The sequence below is a fragment of the Saprospira grandis str. Lewin genome, assembly GCF_000250635.1.
Lineage (GTDB): Bacteria > Bacteroidota > Bacteroidia > Chitinophagales > Saprospiraceae > Saprospira > Saprospira grandis.
Genome location: NC_016940.1, coordinates 1,715,001 through 1,732,376, shown reverse-complemented (window position 1 = coordinate 1,732,376; position 17,376 = coordinate 1,715,001). Strand labels below are relative to the sequence as shown.

Sequence of the window (17,376 nt, the reverse complement as noted above, 5' to 3'; positions counted from 1 at the left end):
GCGGCGCAGGGCCGAGCAGACCTGCGAGCTGCGGCACAGCCCGCCCCAAGGCCCATCGGGCCGCAGGGGAGGCCCCAAAAAAGGAGCTTATTTAAAAGCGTTCCCAGGTTTGTCTGTTGCCATTGCCGTTGCCAGCCACCTTAACATTGAGGTAGAGATAATCTGTAGGGCCACTTTTATCGAGCGTCATTGTGCCATCATAAAACTCATTATTGCTGCCTTTATCCTCATAGCTAAAATTGGGGCCATCGGTTGGTTTGATGCGGCGCCATTTGCGTTGGCCGAGCAAAAAGTAGGGGCTATTGCCATTGGTGGCTCGAATAAAAGCATCGGTACCCTCCACTTCTACCTCCATAGCATCTAGGCTTGGTTTATTGCTATCGATGCGGCGCCAATTTCCGGCCAAGTCTTCGGGGCTATAGAGTGGGTCTGTGCTAGAAGACTGGCAGGCGGCAAGGCTGAGCAGCAATAGGCTGAGGACTAAGAATTTACTGATAAAGTTTTTCGATAGCATCTTCATAATTGGCTAAAATGACTCTTCTTTTGAGCTTCATGGTGGGCGTGAGTTCTCCTGTTTCTACGCCCCAGGCGGTAGGGACCAGATGAAACTTCTTAATTTGCTCGACCTTAGAGAAGCGGGGGTTATAGCGGTTGACCACCGCTTGGAAGTAAGCGAGGACCTTAGGGTTTGCGAGGACCTCCTCGGGCTTGGTCCAGGTAATATTTTTATCTTGGCACCAATTCTTGAGGCTTTCAAAGTTGGGTTGAATAAGGGCCGAGACAAACTTGCGTTTTTCGCCAACCACCATGACCTGCTCCACCAAAAGATCTTCTTTGAGCGTGCTTTCGATGGGGGTGGGGGCGACATATTTTCCGCCAGAAGTTTTGAGTAGTTCTTTTTTGCGGTCGGTAATTTTGAGGAACTTGATGCCTTTTTTGTTTTCTACGATCTTGCCAATATCGCCAGTGAGGAACCAGCCTTCTTCATTAAAGACCTCGGCGGTTTTATCTTCTTTGCGGTAGTAGCCCATCATGACCGAATTTCCTTTGACGAGGACCTCGCCTTCGCCGGGGCCATAGCTATCGTCTTGATCAATTTTGACCTGCACGCTAGGGAGGATAGGGCCAACGCTACCGATCATGGCTTGGTAGGGCTCAAAAATATTGATAGAAATAGCGGGAGAGGTTTCGGTCAGGCCATAGCCTTCACGGATAGGGACGCCCACAGCAGAGAAGAGCTGCGTCATGCGAGGGGGGCAGGCGGCGGCGCCTGTTACAATTCCTTTCAAGCGGCCACCGAGGCGATCTCTAACCTTAGAGAAGACTAGTTTATCGGCAATCTTCCATTTGATGGCTTCTAGGCCAGCAGCCTGCCAATCGAAATCATACTTTTCGGTTAGTCCGAGGGCCCAATTAAATATTTTTTCTTTGAGGCCGCCTTCGGCTTGGACCTTCAGCATCATTTTCTCATAGACCTTTTCGAGGAGTCGGGGGACGGTAGTAAAGAAATGGGGGCGGACATCCTGCAGGGTTTCCGAGAGCGTATCGAGGTCTTTAGCATAGAAAATCTGTGCTCCTTTGGCCATATAGCTATAAGTAACGGTTCGTTCAAAGACATGGCAGAGCGGCAGGAAGCTGAGGGCGATATCTTGGGGTTGAAGGGGAATAAAGGGGAGCACATCGCGGACATTGGTGGCAATATTATTATGGCTGAGCATCACGCCCTTGGGTTTGCCTGTAGTTCCGGAGGTATAAATAATGGTCGCTAGATCTTCGGCTTTAATTTTATCCTTATGGGCTTGGATAATGTCCATATTGGGGTTTTCGCCCCAGATATGTTCCCAGAAACTGACCTCTTGGCCATTGGCATCTACTTGTCCTTGGGCATCGGCCTCATCAAAGGTAAAGATAGCTTGAAGAGAGGGGATATCGCTTTGGGCGGTACGGACCTTATCGAGGAGGTCGCCATGGCCAACGACAGCATACTTAATCGTAGCGTCATTAAAGATATAGACATAATCATCGGGGCTAATCGTGGGATAGACGGGGACGTTAATCACCCCAATTTGCTGCATACCCAGGTCCATGATATTCCATTCTGGGCGGTTATTATAAGAGATCAGGGCAATTTTATCGCCGGGTTTCATGCCCATTTGCAGGAGTCCCCAGCTCACTTTATTGACCAGTTCTAATAGTTTTTCGGTACTATAGTAGTACTTTTTGCCACTAATATGCTGGCCTCCGATAGCTTTGGGGAGGGGATAATGGGCAGCTTGATAATAAGGGATATCAAAAAGACGACGAATTTCCATAAGGTTGATTATTTTTGGCCTAGAGCGATAAAACGCATACTAAATCATGGCTTGAATGTAACAATTTGGGCCTTTTGGCCTTCTTGTTTGGGGAGAGCGGCTTTAGGGCTGCTGTTCTAAATTTAGAAAATATCTTAGATATAAATATCCTTGCTTGCAAAATTATCTTAAAAAGATGTTATATCTAAGCAGCTATATAAAAATATAATTTGGTCCACTAGCATCTTACTCTTATGCCTATTTTAGCCCTTCTTCTGATTCCTTCTGGTATTGGCACCTTAATATTTGTCTATCTTCTGCTCAATGACTTAATTGCTGATGAGTGGAAATGGTTGGGAGCGATCCCCTTAGGCATTTTTGTGGGCACCTACTTAATTCGTAGAGGAATTTACGAGTGGTGGGCGGTAAAGCATCCTCCGGGTTTGGCCAAGGTAGAGCAAGATATATTGGGGCAGTTTTTCCCTTATTACCGCAATTTGGGGGCAGAGCACAAGCGCTTTTTTGAGCAGCGCTTAAGCATTTTCAGAATGCAAAAGCAGTTTCAGATGAGAGGGGCGGAGAAGCTGCCTGGTGATATACAGCTATTGGTATCTGCTCGGGCTATTCAGATGACGATGGGCAAGGCTTTTCAGAAAGAGTTTTTTCCTAAGTTGGGAATGATTGTATTATTTCCTCGGACCTTCATCACGCCTAAGATCAATGAGAAGATTCATGCGGTAGAATTTGAGGAAGAAGAGCCATTTAGCAGCTTGTTCATTTCTGTCAATATGTTTATCCGAGGGCTAAAGGCTCCGCATCAGTATTATGATGTTTGTTTGTATGGCTTTGCCAAAGCCTTTAAGGCCGAGCATCATATTCATGATGAAGATTTACCGATAGGGGACCGGATGGACTTTTTGGCTCGGCTGCATGTTTTGCGTCAGTTTAAGGTGGGCTATAGCCTAGAGTATACGGGCCTGCCTGATTTTGAGCTCTTTGAGTTAGCTTCTGAGCACTTTTTTACTTATCCTGAGGCCTTTAAGGGAGAGTTTCCTGAGGTCTATGAGTTTTTGGTAAAGACCTATGGGCAGGATCCCCTTAGTTTTAGTGCGCCAGCTTTACAGGATGGGGTGGGTAATCCAGCCCTAGAGGAAGAAGATGATTTACATTAAACTATAGAGAAAATGATTGCGCTAAGCCTTTCTGACATCCAGTTGATTCAAAAAATTGCCCAAGAGGCAGGACAAGCTATTATGCAGGTCTATGAGCAGCCTACAGCCAATTGGCAGCTAGAGCAAAAAGCAGATGATAGCCCTTTGACTTTGGCAGATCAGCGCTCGAATGCCATTATTTGCCAGGCCTTGGCTTGCCATTGGCCCGAGATTCCGATCATCTCGGAAGAAGAGCAGATAGCGCCCTATGAGGAGCGTAAAGATTACCGCTATTGCTGGCTGATTGATCCTTTGGATGGGACCAGAGAGTTTGTCCACCGAAATGGAGAGTTTGCTATCAATATCGCTTTAGTGGAAAGGGGCGAGGTTATTTTTGGCTTGCTCTATGCCCCCCTAAATCAGGATCTATACTGGGCGCAAAAAGGAGAGGGGGCCTATCTGCTAGAAGAAGGCGAGTATAAACGGATTTGGGCCAGCAGTTTCTCTTTTGAACAGCAGGGCTTGCGGGTTTTGGGCTCTCGCTCACATCTTCGGCCTGCCACAACGGCCTATATTCAGTCTCTAAATCAGCCGCAATTTATGGCCAAAGGCAGCGCCCTAAAGTTTATGGCCCTAGCCCAAGGCCAAGCCGATATTTACCCCCGCTTAGGTCCCACTATGGAATGGGATACTGCCGCTCCTCAAATTATCCTGCAAGAAGCTGGGGGCCAAATCCTCGATTGGGAGAGCCGAAAACCACTGCGCTACAATAAGGCCGATTTGCATAATCCGCATTTTATGGCCCAAGGAAAAGAAGAGCAATAAGCAGCATAAAAAAAGCCCTAGTTCTCTAAAGAACTAGGGCTAAAATTTAGCGTCTATATTAACTTACTCGATCTCAATGATCTCATCACCGATTTTGATATCACCAGTTTTGAGTTCAATCTGAGCATCAGATTGAAGTGTTGTTTTAAGAACAGGCTTGATTACGATAACGGTCTCAATGTTGCGCTTCATGTTACCACGAGCGGCTAGACCTGCATCAGGCATGAGGCGGTTTTCGCTAAGTACGTAGTAGCCAGGTGTTTTTACATTGAAGTTGATCACTTCTTCCAACAACTTACCACGAACAGTAACCTGCTTTTCCATTTTAGGCGCATTCACATAGAAAATACCATCTTCTGTGCGACCTTCGAGCTCATAACGACCCGCTTTTACCAATTGCTCCAATACAGAAACAGGCATATTAGAAATAACTTCGATTTCTACGCGCATTCCTTTCTGATCCCAAGGTTCGGCGCCAATAGTGGCATTTTTGGTTTCAAAAACCACTTCCGAGCTTTCTTCGGGCATTAGGGTTTTTACCAAGGTTTTTTCGCTATTGTCTTGGGCCTGAACCAAAAAAGCAAAAGACATAAATAGAGCAATAAAGGCAGAGATTCTCATGATTGTGTGTTTTGTAATCAAAATAAAAATAAGAGCAGAGGCAATGGCTATCTGTAGTCGAGTTCGTCTTCTACCAAAATCCAAATTCCTCCATATTGGCTTTTAAATTCTTCAGCAGTCATGTTAGGCTGCATCGTTCCACGACGGCTAGCCCCAACAGGCTCCTCTTCAGATAGACCATGCACGCGGCTTTTGGTCTTTTCATCTTTCTTCTTAAAGCGGTCTTTCATATTGGCTTTGGCCGATGATTGCTCATTCACGCCAATCCAAACAAATTCTACTTCCACTTTGTCCTCAATGTCTTCCTTAATCTGGCGCATCTTTTTCAAAGCAGCCTGATTTCCTCTAGCATTAACCACCAAAGCCGGATCTAGCTTTTTCTTAATGGTTTTGCCTTCTTTCTGAAAGTAGCCGGGCGTTTGTACCGATACAAAGATCTTTTCCTCTAATAACAAGTTACCAACCGTAATCATCTTATCCAAATTTGGCATCGTGATATAGTAGGTGTCTCCATCCAATAAACCTTGCATTTCATAACGACCCGCCTTGAGCAGCTCTTTCATGATGGATTCTGGATAATTAGAGTGCACCAAAAGACGAATGCGCAAGCTACTCTGATCCCAAGGCTCTAGGTCTAGCTCTTCAAAATTAAACTTAAAGCTGATGTTTTCGGCACCTTCTGGGTCCAAAGTCTTAATCAGGTTTTTTTCTGTTGCCTGAGTTTTCTGCGCCTGTACTGCGCCAAAACCAAAACTTAGGAAAAGAAATAGAAATGCTAATTTTTGCATGTATGTAGAGATAAAAGTTGGTGATGAATAAATGAAGGGCTTGTCTTGTATTGGTTTTTTTTATTGGGCAAACTACTTGCCAAGCTGCCTTTTGCACTTCCGCTTTTTTATTCTTTTACGCAATTCTTCTCTAAAAGATTGTTTTTCTACAAAAATATTTCGGTCAAGGAGATATTTTTTTGCCGCTCTTCGCCTGCTTCCCAAAGGTCTACAATGGCTTTTTTCGGCCCTTCTGTTACCTTGATGTTTTTGTCGGTCCCCAATTGGCGCACTAAGATGGCATTCATTTTGGGCAAGACAACATCCCACTTAATAAAGGGCCGCACAAGAGAGGGAATCTTCTTGAGCTGCTGCTGTATGGCCTCGTCTTGCAGCAGTTGCTGGGCGGTCATCCGGACCAGATTTTCTCCCGCCAAGTTGCGCAGACAAACAAAGGGCAGGCCCTGTTCTACCTCCACCCACATATATAGGTTGGGGTCCTCAAATTGCTTTTTCCGATAAATTAAGGCCTCGTTTAATTCCTCTTGGGCCTTCCCAAAGACCATATCCAAGACTTTGGGGTTCTTCAAAGGGTTGCTAAATAGTCCCATCTGTTTTTGTTTTATGTTGTTTTTTTGGGGGCCTGCCGCCTTCGGCGGCCGGGCCCTTGCATGGCTCGCAGCTCTGCTCGGCCCTGCGTCGCCTCCGGCTCCTTGGTCTGCGGCTGCGCCGCACCATTTCAGGCCCCTAGGCCTGCGGGCGCTCCGCGCCCTGTCCACCGCAAAATTATTGGGCCGCTATCCATTTGGCTAAGGCTTGGGCCACTTTCTGCCCATCCATAGCTGCCGAAATGATGCCGCCCGCATAACCCGCTCCCTCTCCACAGGGAAATAGGGCCGCTAGTTCTGGATGCATGCAGCTATCTGGCTCTCTCGGTATCCGAATAGGGGAGCTGGTTCGACTCTCTACGCCAATTAATTGGGCTTCTTCAGTATAATAGCCCCGCATTTTTTTGCCCATCTGTTGCAAACCAAGCTGCAAACGACGACTAATTCCCGCAGGAAGCAATTGGTCCAAACGGGCCGAGTAAATTCCAGGGATGTAAGAGGTTTTTGGCAAGCTACTAGAGGTTTTCCCCTTGACAAAGTCGGTAAGGCGCTGAGCTGGCGCCGCCTGGCTCCCATCTCCCGCCCGAAATAGGGCTTGTTCTACCTCTTGCTGAAAGCTCATGGCCGCAAATGGCCCTAAATGCGCATACTCTTTCAAGTCTTCCATATCTACGGCCACCACCATGCCCGAATTGGCAAAAGGAGAGTCTCGTCTAGACATCGACATCCCATTAACGACTAATTCGCCTGGGGCCGTAGAAGCGGGCACAATCAATCCGCCCGGACACATACAAAAGGAGAATACGCCTCGGTTTTCTACCTGGCAAACTAGGCTATAGCTAGAGGCGGGCAGTTCTTTGGGCCGCTCTTTTATGCCATACTGCAATTCATCGATTAGGGCCTGAGGGTGTTCTATCCGCACGCCAAGGGCAAAGGGTTTCGCCTCAATGGCCACCTTTTTTTGGTCCAATAAACGGAAGATATCTCTGGCCGAATGGCCCGTAGCTAAAATAACGCCTTGGCCCCACCATTCTTTGCCATCGGCGGTGCGCAAGCCTTTTAGGCTTCTTTGGCCCTGTTTCTCCTCAATGAGGAAGTCGGTAACCCAAGCCTCAAAATGGATTTCTCCGCCCTTGCTTTCTATGGTCTCTCGCATGGCGGCCACTACCTTAGGCAGTTTGTTGGAGCCAATATGCGGGTGGGCATCAATGAGAATATCGCTGGGGGCGCCATGTTCTACAAACAAGCGCAAGGATTTTTCTATGCTCCCTCTTTTTTTGGAGCGGGTATAGAGCTTTCCGTCGGAATAAGTACCGGCTCCACCTTCGCCAAAGCAATAATTAGAATGTGGATTTACCTCGCCAAACTGCTGAATGGCCCGAAGGTCGCGGCGGCGGGCCCGCACATCTTTTCCTCTTTCGAGGATAATGGGTTTTAGGCCAAGTTCAATAAGTTCTAGAGCGGCAAAATAGCCTGCGGGCCCCGCCCCAACGATTAAGACTTCTGGGCGATTTTGGACCTGCGGCAAGGCCGCAATAATAGAAGGCGTTTCGGGAACAAGCTCTCCCGTTTTATAGGCCACAATACGGAGGCGGAAAAGCGGCTGCCGTCCTCTGGCGTCTAGGCTTCTTCTGCGGATATGCCAATGGGCCAACTGTTGATCCTTGGGCCAGCGCAACTTTTTGCGCAATTTTTTCTCGATCAGGGCCTCTTGCTCCAGCTCTTGGGGCAAAAGGCTAATTTCTACTTCTTGAGGCATGACTACGATTTAGGTAGTAAATGATAAAATAGGGGCTGGGGAGGGGGCCAGGCTTGGGCCTCGGCCTAGCGATGTGCAGCAGTGGCCCGAAGGGCCAGACCCAGCCGCCTTTGGCGGCGCAGGGCCGAGCAGACCTGCGAGCTGCGAAACGTAGCGCCTGCCGCAGGCAGGAGGCCCCAAAACAGCAGCGAACTGCGACAACAAGGCTGCAAGCCGCAGTTCGACGACTAAAAGGAGTAACGCCCCTAAACAACTTGCTAATAAGCGGTCATATTGGGATCAATTTCCTTGGCGTAGGCGATAATGCCCCCATCTAGGCTATAGAGATTATCGAAACCGTGTTGTTGTTGTAGGAAGAGGGCGGCCATATAGGAGCGGCGGCCTGTTTTGCAGTGCAAAACCACGGGTTTATCGCGGGCAATTTCTTGGGCGCGGACATCAATTTCTCCTAGGGGGATATGCATCCCATTGATATGGCAAATATCGAGTTCATCGGCCTCTCGAAGGTCGATGAGTTGGAAATCGAATTGATCGTCTTGCATCCGTTTGAGTTCTTGCACATTAACGGCTTTTACCTGCTCCATAGTGGTTTGTTTTGCTGTTTAGATAATGACATTTTTATAGTCGGGCATTTCGCCTAGGGCATCTTGGAAGAGTTTCCAGATCTGCTCATTGGGGATAGGGGCCCAAATATCGATTGCTTCTTTTTTGACGGGGTGAATAAACGAAAGGCTGGCGGCATGAAGGTGAATGCGGCCATCTTTGTTTTTATTTTTTGCGCCATACTTCACATCGCCACGGATAGGGCAGCCCATGCGGGCGAGCTGTGCGCGGATTTGGTGGGGGCGGCCAGTGTGTGGAATCACCTCTAGCAAATGGTGCTCGCCGATGCCGCCAAGCAGGCGGTAGTCGAGTTTAGCGAACTTATAATGTTTATTTCGGGCGGTATTAGAGACCGAAACGATATTGCGTTCTTTATCTTTGGCGATAAAATGCAAGAGGGTGCCCGATAGCTCCTCGGGGCGTTTTTCTACGATTGCGAGGTAGCGTTTTTGGACGGCTCTTTCCTTGAAGAGCTTATTCATTCTTTCGAGGCCCTTAGAGGTGCGGGCAAAGAGGACCGTACCGCTAACGGGGCGGTCGATACGGTGAATGACACCTAGAAAAACGGCGCCTGGTTTTTGGTATCGGAACTTGATATAGTCTTTGGCAAATTCGGAGAGGGGGCGGTCGCCAGTTTGGTCGCCTTGGACCAACCAGCCCGCGGGTTTATTTAGGGCAATCAGGTGGTTATCCTCATGGATAACGGTATAGTTTTCTTCTCGCATGATGTTATTTTAGGGCACAAAGATAATCAAGTTGTTGAAGAACTCATATTCAATTGGCTGGAAAGCAAGGAAAGGGCGGGGGAGTTGGGGGGCAAATTTCTTAGGAAAAGATTAAAGGCTGGGGAGCGGCTAGTCCTCTAATTTTTCAGGACCTTTGGGGCCAACAAAATAGAAAAGCTTTGAGAAACAAATCTGCTATTCGATTATTATTAGGGGCCAATTTTATTTCGGGGGTGGCCCAGGGCATTAGTATGATAGCGGTACCGCTTTACTTTGCCGAAAGCGGTCAGTCGGCTTGGTTTGGCTTGGCCTATACCCTAATTACTTTGGTGACCTTATTTTGGGCGCCTTATGCGGGCAGTTTGGTAGATAAGCACGACCGAAAAAAGCTATTTTTAGTCTTGATGGCCTTTATGGCCTTGGCTTTGGCGGCTTTATCGGCTTTAGGGTTTAGCCAAGGGCTGAACAACTATATTGCGGTGGGGGCTTTTGCCTTGACCTTTTGGAATTACAGTCTGCATTATCTCTGTTTTTATGCCTTTATGCAGGAAATTACGGAGCGGGAGCATTATAGCAAAATTGCTTCTTTGTTAGAGGTACAGGGGCAGTTGGCCTCGGCTTTGGCTGGGGGGGCAGCGGCGGTGCTTTTGGATCCTGAAATGGCGGATTATTGGGGATTTGAGGCTTGGGAACTTCCTCAAATATTTGCCCTAGATGCCAGTACTTATGTCTTGGGCCTACTGATTATCTTTTTTATGAAGTTCGAGTCGCTCACCCTAAGAGAAGCCGAGAAGGGCAGCCTTTGGCAACGCCTCAAGATCGGTTGGGATTACCTAAAGGGCGAGCCCTATGTCTTTTTGTTTGGGGTCTTGACCCATGCCGTATTTATTACGGTTCTTTTGCATGTTTTTGAGCTTTCGCCCACTTATGTCAAGCAGTGTTTGGCGGGAGAGGGCGATAGTGCGGCTAGTATTTTTGCCATTTCGGAGGTCCTCTATTCGGTTGGGGCCGTTTTGGCGGGTTTGGCCATACAGCGGATCTTCAAGGGCTTTAGCTTTTTATCGGCGATTATTCTGCTCACGCTCATTACGCTTTTAGAGTATGGGGCGATGTTTTCGTTTTACTCTGTTGGGGTCTTTTGGGCCGTGAGTTTGCTCTTGGGCCTAACCAATGCGGGGGTGCGTGTGATTCGGGTTTCTTATTTGTTTGAGGTGGTGCCCAATCAGGTGATTGGGCGGGCCAATAGCATTTTTGGCATTAGCAATACGCTTTTTCGGCTGGGTTTTTTGGCCTTATTTAGCCTGCCTTTTTTTCATGAAAAGGGCCAAGTGGTCTTTAGTTTCCTCATTTTTATGGGCTTTTTGGGCTTATCTGCGGGCATTTTGGGGGCCTATTATGGCCCAATTGTGGGCAAAAGAGAAGCTGCCGAAGAAGAAGAGGAGGAGTAGTTATTTTCTTTTGGGGCCTCCGCTGCGGCTTCGCCTTGCGGCGCTACGTTTCGCAGCTCGCAGGTCTGCTCGGCCCTTCGTCGCTTTGCTCCTCGGTCTGGCCTTCGGCCACTGCTGCACATCGCTAGGCCAAAGGCGGTATGGCTGCGCTAAAACTCATGTTCATTGCCACGAACTTGCTGCAGGGCGCTATTAAAAACCTGGACCAGATATTCGCTTTCTTCTTGAGAAATGGAGAGTAGGCTAGCATCAAATAGCTGTTGGCGTTCTCCATTTCGGAGTTGGACCGAAATGGGGTAGATGAGTTCTGTTCTTGTTCTGCCCTTTCTTTTGTATTCTTTCTTTTCTTCTACAAAGTCCCAGTATTCAATATCTTGGATAGGGATACGGATTTTTTTGCCTGTTCGAAAAGGGCGGTGTCTGAGGCTGAAGAAATCGGTATTTAGCTGAAACTGGCTACTATTGACAAGGTTGATCAGGGCACGGCGAAGGAGCCAGAGGCCAACAGCGACAAAAATCATGAGAAAAGCAATGGCGAAGAGCGTAATAATATGCTTGTCTTCTAGATAAAGCTGGAAGAGAAAAAAGGCAATATTGCCCGTGATGCCAGTCCAGATAAGGCCAAAAACAAAGAGAAAATAGCCAATGGGGTTATACCAGCTTTTGACCAAAAAGAGGCCATCTTGATTAAAGTCGGTAAGGATGCTATTGGGGCGAGCTTTTAGTAATTTTTGGAGCTCAGAGAAGCTTTGAGGGCTGTTTGCACTTTCCATTTCTGGGCCTTTTTCGCTTGCATCTTCTTCCAGAAAGTAGGGAAACTCTTCTATCGCTGTATTTGGGCTGTGTTTGGGCAATTCATCTTTAACGGGAGCATCTTGGATGCCCCAAAAATCTTCGATGAGCTCTTCTAGGGTTTGGGCTTCTTCTACCGTTAAAAAGCAGGGATTGGGCAGGCTGAAGGTTTGGCCAAAAAGGTATTGGCGTTGGCCATCTTGGTTGAGATAGGCGGGCAGTACTCCATTGCTATTTCGCTTAGCGGAGTCGATGATAAAAATCTGTTGGACCTGATTTTTCCAGATTCGTTTTTTCTTAAAGAAGGGGATAGGGCCGCTAGAGATAAGGAGTTCATCCTTGGAGAGCTGTAGTTTGGTGGTGTTCAGGATATTGCCGAGGGCTATATAAAGCAGGCCGATGCCAATGAGGATAAAAAAGCTAGGCATAATAATAAAGGGGAGATCTAGGGCCGAAAACTTATCCTTTAGTTGGCTATTGGCTATATAGAGGAAAAAGCTGCTGAAGCTGGTCCAAATAAGGCCAAAAATGAGGAGGCCAATGCCTGTAAAGCGGCTCCAAGGGTTGCTAATGAGGTAGCCTTCATTTGTTTTTTGGATATTCATGAGGGAGATAATTAAGGGGAACAGAAAAAGGATTGCTGACTAAATTAGTCAACAATCCTTTGATATAGTAAGTCTTGAGTAGAAAAACTTCTTATTTGTTTCCGAAGGTCCAGCTATACTTACGACCTTTGTCTTCAGCGGTTTGACGCTTAACAAAAGTTTTCTCTTTCACGCGGCCAGCTTTTCCGATAGCATTGCGAAGGTAGTAAAGGCGAGCGCGACGAACGCGGCCTTTTTGGTGGTTCACGATGCTCACCAAAGTGGGGCAGTTGAAAGGGAAGATACGCTCGATGCCTACACCGTGCGAGATTTTGCGGATCGTGAAAGTTTTAGTAACACCAGTTCCTTTAACTTGGATAATGGTGCCACGGAAAGTTTGTTCCCGTTCTTTTTGACCTTCAATGATTTTATAAGTGACAGACACAGTATCACCAGCCTTGAAATAATCGAACTGGCTCATCTCTCTGGCTGTCTGCTCTTCTACGTACTGAATCAAGTTTTTCATCTCAAAAATATAATTGATAGCGTTTTTTATCTATAAAGCGAGGCAAAGATAATAAAATATCTAACTCCCAATAAGAAAGGAGCCTTTTTTATTGCAAAATTGTGCTAGATGAGGGCCAGTTGCTGCCTGCTTTCAGATTTTTAATATCTTTGGTTGGCCCACTAAAAGAATGGAGGGCAAAAATAGCTAATTTTTATGGAATATCTAATCTTTTTTGCTCCAGGATTGATTTTGGGCTTTATTTTAGGCCATTTATGGGGGAAAAGGGGGCAAAAGCCGACTAATCAGCCAGATAGTGGGGGGCAGTTGTTGCCCTTGTTGCAAGAAAAGGAGGCCGAGTTGAGGGGAAAGAACGAGGAGTTATTAGAATTGCATAAGGCCCTATCGGCCCAAGAGCCGCTTATTGATCAGTTGCGGGAGCAGAGTCAGGCACAGGAGTCGGAGTTGCAGCGTTTGCAGGAAGAGATGTATTTGCGCTTTGAGCAGATGGCCAATCAGTTATTGGAAGAAAAGGGGCAGCGGCTAAAGGCACAGAGTCAGGAGCAATTGCAGCAGTTGTTGCAGCCCTTGGGGCAGCAACTGCGTCGCTTTGAGCAAGATTTGGTGCAAATGCATCAGCAGAGTCAGCAGAAGCAGGCCCAACTAGATGAGCAGCTTCGGCAATTGTTTAGCTTAAACCAAACGATAGGGCAGGAGGCCAAGGAGCTTTCTCAGGCCTTGAAGGGGAACCTCAAGTTGCAGGGCAATTGGGGCGAGCAGATTTTGGAGCGTTTATTTGAGGCTTCGGGTTTGAGTAAGCGGTATATGATAAAGACGCAGGCCCACTTTGTAACGCCTGATGGCCGGAAGCGGCAGCCAGATTTCATTGTGCAGCTGCCCCAAAATCGGCAATTAATTGTGGACTCTAAGGTGAGCTTGCGGGCCTATTTGCGCTATATGCAGGCCGAAGAGGGTTCTGCGGCGGCGGCCAAGGCCAAAAAAGAGCATCTTCAGGCCATTAAGCAGCATATAAAGGGCTTGAGTGAGAAGAAATATGAGTTATTGCCGCAGCTCAATAGTTTAGATTATGTGCTCTTATTTATTCCCGTAGAACCTGCTTTTTTATTGGCCTTAGAGGAGGAAGAAGAATTGTTTTTTGATGCTTTGCAGCAAAATATTGTCTTGGTGAGTCCGAGTAGCTTATTAGTCAGTTTGCGGACCATTGCGCAGCTTTGGCGGCAAGAACAGCAAAATGAAAATGCCCAGCAGATTGCTCGGCAGGGGGGGCGTTTGTACGACCGCTTTGTGCTTTGGGTAGAAAAGATAGAGAGCTTGGGAAAACAAATTAAGACGGTGCAAAACAACTACGACAAAATTCTATATGATTTGCGGGACCAAAGAAACAGCCTGATTAATGAAAGTGATAAGTTGAGGAGTTTGGGAAGCCAAAATAGTCGACAATTGCCCGATAGCATGCAAAGCAAGGAGGAAGAGCTGTAGGGGAGGAGCGAAGCAGGGGCAAATTGGCCTAGCGATGTGGAGGGGTGGCCGTCAGGCCAGACCGAGTTTTTTTGAGCAAAGCGAAAAAAACGAAGGGCCGAGCAGACCTGCGAGCGGCGCAGCCTTGGGTTGACCCACTTTTTATAGCGGTGTCAATTTAGGGATCGATATCCATCATACATAAATATGAATCTCTCTAATCCTAGTCCTATTTTTTTGACGGATACGGCATGCCTAGTTTTCTTCACTGCGCCATTAAATCCGCCCAACCTCGCTATGATCCAATAGGCCCAAGCTATTGATTTAGAGGTGAATGGATTGCGCAAAGAAGGGCTTTGGCTTTCGCCTTTTAGATATTGTTTAAATATAAGATCTAAGACTTCTACTTCATCTTCTGTGAAAATAGAGGTTGCTGGAGTCTCATTATCTTGGTTAAGTCCAGCTTCTTTAAGCTTAAGGACCTTGTCAGATGCACTGATTGCCATAAGTATCATTTTGCGGATAGCTTTACCTGTTTTCAAACATATATTTTCAATATCAAAGCCATCTGATTTTAAATATTTAAAGTATGTTTCAATTAACCACCTCTTGCGGTAGCAAAGAACAAGCTCTAAGAGCTCTTCTTCGCTGTTGATTTCTTCATTTGTGAGTAAGCGCCAACTGATGGTTTTATCATCATGATCTTTTTTTGTTCGGCTTCTTTTTCTAGCGGCAGATTTTGAAAAACCTTTGCCCTTTTCAAAAACCTCAATAACATTGATTGTCATTGACTTAGGCTTTGGTTCGCCAAGAACATACTTACAAGATTTGGGAACGGCAAAAGTCACTTTTTTAGATCGAATAACTAGCTTCTTCCCGTTAAGTTTTTTACGGCTACTCTTGACCGTTTCTGTCGTCTCAAAGTCTGCTGGATAATGTTCAAAGACATCACATAATGGAATCTTTTTGCCATCCTCCCAAATCGTTGCTCGTCTATCTGTTCGAGACCGAATCAAGAACTTAATATGCTGTCTGAAAAAACTTTCCATCATGGGATAAACATCTCCTTCTCGATCACAAACATGTAAAATATCAATTAGGTCGTTAATTATTTTTAACGCAGATTCTGTCTCTTCTACATTTACTTTCCATCTCGTAATTTCACCTCTAAAATGACCCGTATTTCTATTTTCAGCCTCCTTACAAGTTACTCTATTTTTATATCGATTATAAAGCTGAACACCTCCTAAGCCATGATAATGAAAGCTTTCTCGACCATATAGTAGAGCCATGTGAAGAAATACAGACAAATTTGTTTCCCGACCTCCAGGGCCTAAACCCTCTTTGTCCGTTAGTCTATTTCTTTGCTTATTCAGTACAACTTCAGAGGTGTCGTGAAAGGCCAGAAGCTTTTCTTCAACCACCTTCATAGACTCCCTACTTTTGCCAATAAACTCAAATTGAATGTATTCCTCAGTAAGATTTTTGTTTGATAACAACCTCATGAAAGCCTTACGGTCTGCATCAGTTTTTGCTACATTTGTTAAATGTGGGTTAGGATTATTTTTTAGACTCTCTACTAATCTATAACATACTCTTACTGATTGCTTATTTAACATAAATGAAGATACATTTGTACTGTCCATATAAATCTTGATTTAGAGCTAATTTAAGCTTATTTTTAAAAGTGGGTCAACCCAAGCCCCGCAACGTAGCGCCGACGACCGCAGGGAGGCGGAGGCCCCAAAAAAATAAGGTATTGCCACTTTTTAGTGTTATTTTTCGTTTTAAGGAAAACAAAACCAATACCCTATGAAAACTATTTTACCCTTTTTGGGACTCTTTTTTTTGAGTCTAACGCTTTGGGCCCAGCCATCTACGGGCTATCATGCCAGTAATTATGCGGGCATACAATCTATTTCTGTAAATCCGGCGAATATTGTAAATAGTCGGTTTCGGCAAGATATCAATCTGTTTAGTTTTGATGTGAATATTAGCAACAACTATTTGGGGTTGAATACCAGTATGTTTAACCTGAGTAAGTTGAAAAATCCGTTATTTGATAGTACTTATAGTGGGAACTTTCAGTTGTTTCGGGACCAGCAGTTGCGGGAGAAGTCTAAAGATGAGGCGAGGATGTATCAGGAGGGCTATACCTTGGGGCCTTCTATTGGTTTTGAGGTTGGGCGGCATTCTTTTGCGGTGACGACGGCCCTGCGGCAGTATTTCCATATTGATAATTTGGATCAGGATATGGCGCAGATGATTTTATCGGAGTTGGAGAATCCGAGTTTGCAAAATATCAATATCAATAATGGCAAGTTTCAGGCTTTGGCGGGTTTTTGGACTGAAATCGGTTTGGCTTATGGGCAAGAAGTTTGGAAGAAGGGGGAGCACCGCCTAAAGGTAGCGGCTCATTTGAAGTTGCCAATTGGGGGATTTAGCTCTTATTTTTATGCCGATACTTTGGTCGTTAATTTTCCTAATGAGGATACCTTAAATGTATTGGCCTCTAATGTGCGTTTTGGTTATAGTAATAACTGGCAGGATTTCACGGCCGTTCAGGGAAATGATACGGTTCGTCAATCTGCTTTTGATGGAGCCGCCGCTTTGCTCAATCAGGTAGGCTTTAATGCGGATCTTGGGGTGATTTATGAGTGGCATCCAGAGGAGAAGTCGCCTATTCCTGGAATTCGAGATGGGCAGCAGTATAAGTTAAAGGTAGGTTTGTCTATTTTGGATTTAGGGGTGGTTAATTTTAAGCGAGGAACTTATGGTGCTAATTTTAGTGATGTGGCTGTAAATTGGCCTATCGACTCCATGAATTTTGATGGGCTGCCTGATTTTGGTCGCATTATGCGGGATTCTTTTAATATGGAAGAAACAAATGATGCTTATCAGCTACGTTTGCCTACTTCTATGAATATTCAGGTCGATTATCATGTCTTTTCTCGCTTGTTTGTCAATATGTCGGGACATTTTGCTTTTGCTTCTGGAGGGGCACCGCTTAAATTGCATGATTTGAGCCAATGGTCAGTCAGTACTCGCTGGGAGCATAAGTGGTATGAGTTGGCTTTGCCTTTTGCAATAGATGGCTACAATAATTTTAATGCGGGCTTTGCTTTTCGGGCGGGGCCGCTTTATTTGGGCTCTTCTAATGTCTGGAATTTTCTATTGGGGGAGTATGTGCATGGCTTGAATGTCTATGGGGGCTTGCG

At 46.1% G+C, this 17,376-nt stretch carries 16 protein-coding genes (1 of these 16 cut by a window edge); 5 read left to right on the top strand and 11 right to left on the bottom strand.

The window, feature by feature from the left end:
* Positions 1–91: 91 nt before the first annotated feature.
* On the bottom strand, positions 92–520 hold the full coding sequence (locus tag SGRA_RS07685; RefSeq protein WP_015692072.1) for a hypothetical protein: 429 nt from the start codon (positions 518–520) through the stop codon (positions 92–94).
* The gene (locus SGRA_RS07680; RefSeq protein WP_015692071.1) at positions 489–2,312 is read right to left on the bottom strand and encodes an AMP-dependent synthetase/ligase; all 1,824 of its coding nucleotides are present in this window, start codon (positions 2,310–2,312) and stop codon (positions 489–491) included. The genes SGRA_RS07685 and SGRA_RS07680 overlap by 32 nt, the downstream gene beginning before the upstream one ends.
* Before the next feature lie 233 nt (positions 2,313–2,545).
* Here SGRA_RS07680 and SGRA_RS07675 point away from each other — a divergent pair, with 233 nt between their 5' ends.
* Entirely contained in the window at positions 2,546–3,463 is a 918-nt protein-coding gene (locus tag SGRA_RS07675; RefSeq protein WP_015692070.1) for a zinc-dependent peptidase, read from the top strand.
* A 12-nt stretch (positions 3,464–3,475) separates the two neighbouring features.
* Complete coding sequence (gene cysQ, locus SGRA_RS07670; protein ID WP_015692069.1) at positions 3,476–4,267, top strand: 3'(2'),5'-bisphosphate nucleotidase CysQ; 792 nt, start codon at positions 3,476–3,478, stop codon at positions 4,265–4,267.
* Positions 4,268–4,330: 63 nt separating this feature from the next.
* On the opposite strand, the gene SGRA_RS07665 is transcribed toward cysQ, so the two are convergent.
* The 6 genes from SGRA_RS07665 to SGRA_RS07640 all read right to left on the bottom strand — a co-directional run bounded on the left by SGRA_RS07665 (position 4,331) and on the right by SGRA_RS07640 (position 9,350).
* Positions 4,331–4,888, bottom strand: a complete 558-nt coding sequence (locus tag SGRA_RS07665) for a hypothetical protein (protein WP_015692068.1) — start codon at positions 4,886–4,888, stop codon at positions 4,331–4,333.
* A 47-nt stretch (positions 4,889–4,935) separates the two neighbouring features.
* Positions 4,936–5,676: a hypothetical protein gene (locus SGRA_RS07660; RefSeq protein ID WP_015692067.1), complete on the bottom strand. Its 741-nt coding sequence runs from the start codon at positions 5,674–5,676 to the stop codon at positions 4,936–4,938.
* A 146-nt stretch (positions 5,677–5,822) separates the two neighbouring features.
* Positions 5,823–6,266 (bottom strand): hypothetical protein, encoded by a 444-nt coding sequence (locus tag SGRA_RS07655; protein WP_015692066.1) that lies wholly within the window; start codon positions 6,264–6,266, stop codon positions 5,823–5,825.
* Positions 6,267–6,441: 175 nt separating this feature from the next.
* Positions 6,442–8,022 carry an NAD(P)/FAD-dependent oxidoreductase gene (locus tag SGRA_RS07650; RefSeq protein ID WP_015692065.1) on the bottom strand — a complete coding sequence of 527 codons (1,581 nt, stop codon included), beginning with the start codon at positions 8,020–8,022 and terminating at the stop codon, positions 6,442–6,444.
* A 257-nt stretch (positions 8,023–8,279) separates the two neighbouring features.
* Positions 8,280–8,606, bottom strand: coding sequence for a rhodanese-like domain-containing protein (locus SGRA_RS07645; RefSeq protein WP_015692064.1), 327 nt, complete (start codon positions 8,604–8,606; stop codon positions 8,280–8,282).
* A gap of 18 nt (positions 8,607–8,624) precedes the next feature.
* On the bottom strand, positions 8,625–9,350 hold the full coding sequence (locus SGRA_RS07640; protein WP_015692063.1) for an RluA family pseudouridine synthase: 726 nt from the start codon (positions 9,348–9,350) through the stop codon (positions 8,625–8,627).
* A gap of 179 nt (positions 9,351–9,529) precedes the next feature.
* On the opposite strand from SGRA_RS07640, the gene SGRA_RS07635 reads away from it, so the two are divergent.
* Positions 9,530–10,798 carry an MFS transporter gene (locus SGRA_RS07635; RefSeq protein ID WP_015692062.1) on the top strand — a complete coding sequence of 423 codons (1,269 nt, stop codon included), beginning with the start codon at positions 9,530–9,532 and terminating at the stop codon, positions 10,796–10,798.
* 149 nt (positions 10,799–10,947) lie between these two features.
* Here the strand turns inward: SGRA_RS07635 and SGRA_RS07630 are convergent, their stop codons facing one another.
* Complete coding sequence (locus tag SGRA_RS07630; protein WP_015692061.1) at positions 10,948–12,195, bottom strand: hypothetical protein; 1,248 nt, start codon at positions 12,193–12,195, stop codon at positions 10,948–10,950.
* A gap of 91 nt (positions 12,196–12,286) precedes the next feature.
* Positions 12,287–12,700, bottom strand: a complete 414-nt coding sequence (rplS, locus tag SGRA_RS07625) for a 50S ribosomal protein L19 (RefSeq protein ID WP_015692060.1) — start codon at positions 12,698–12,700, stop codon at positions 12,287–12,289.
* Positions 12,701–12,895: 195 nt separating this feature from the next.
* Between rplS and SGRA_RS07620 the strand changes: the two genes are divergently transcribed.
* Positions 12,896–14,179 (top strand): DNA recombination protein RmuC, encoded by a 1,284-nt coding sequence (locus SGRA_RS07620; protein WP_015692059.1) that lies wholly within the window; start codon positions 12,896–12,898, stop codon positions 14,177–14,179.
* A gap of 152 nt (positions 14,180–14,331) precedes the next feature.
* On the opposite strand, the gene SGRA_RS07615 is transcribed toward SGRA_RS07620, so the two are convergent.
* On the bottom strand, positions 14,332–15,777 hold the full coding sequence (locus SGRA_RS07615; protein WP_015692058.1) for an IS4 family transposase: 1,446 nt from the start codon (positions 15,775–15,777) through the stop codon (positions 14,332–14,334).
* A 193-nt stretch (positions 15,778–15,970) separates the two neighbouring features.
* Here SGRA_RS07615 and SGRA_RS07610 point away from each other — a divergent pair, with 193 nt between their 5' ends.
* Positions 15,971–17,376 carry the 5' portion of a DUF5723 family protein gene (locus SGRA_RS07610; protein WP_015692057.1) on the top strand. 100 nt of this gene lie beyond the right edge of the window, so the window shows 1,406 of its 1,506 coding nt (coding positions 1–1,406); the start codon lies at positions 15,971–15,973; its stop codon lies beyond the right edge, outside the window.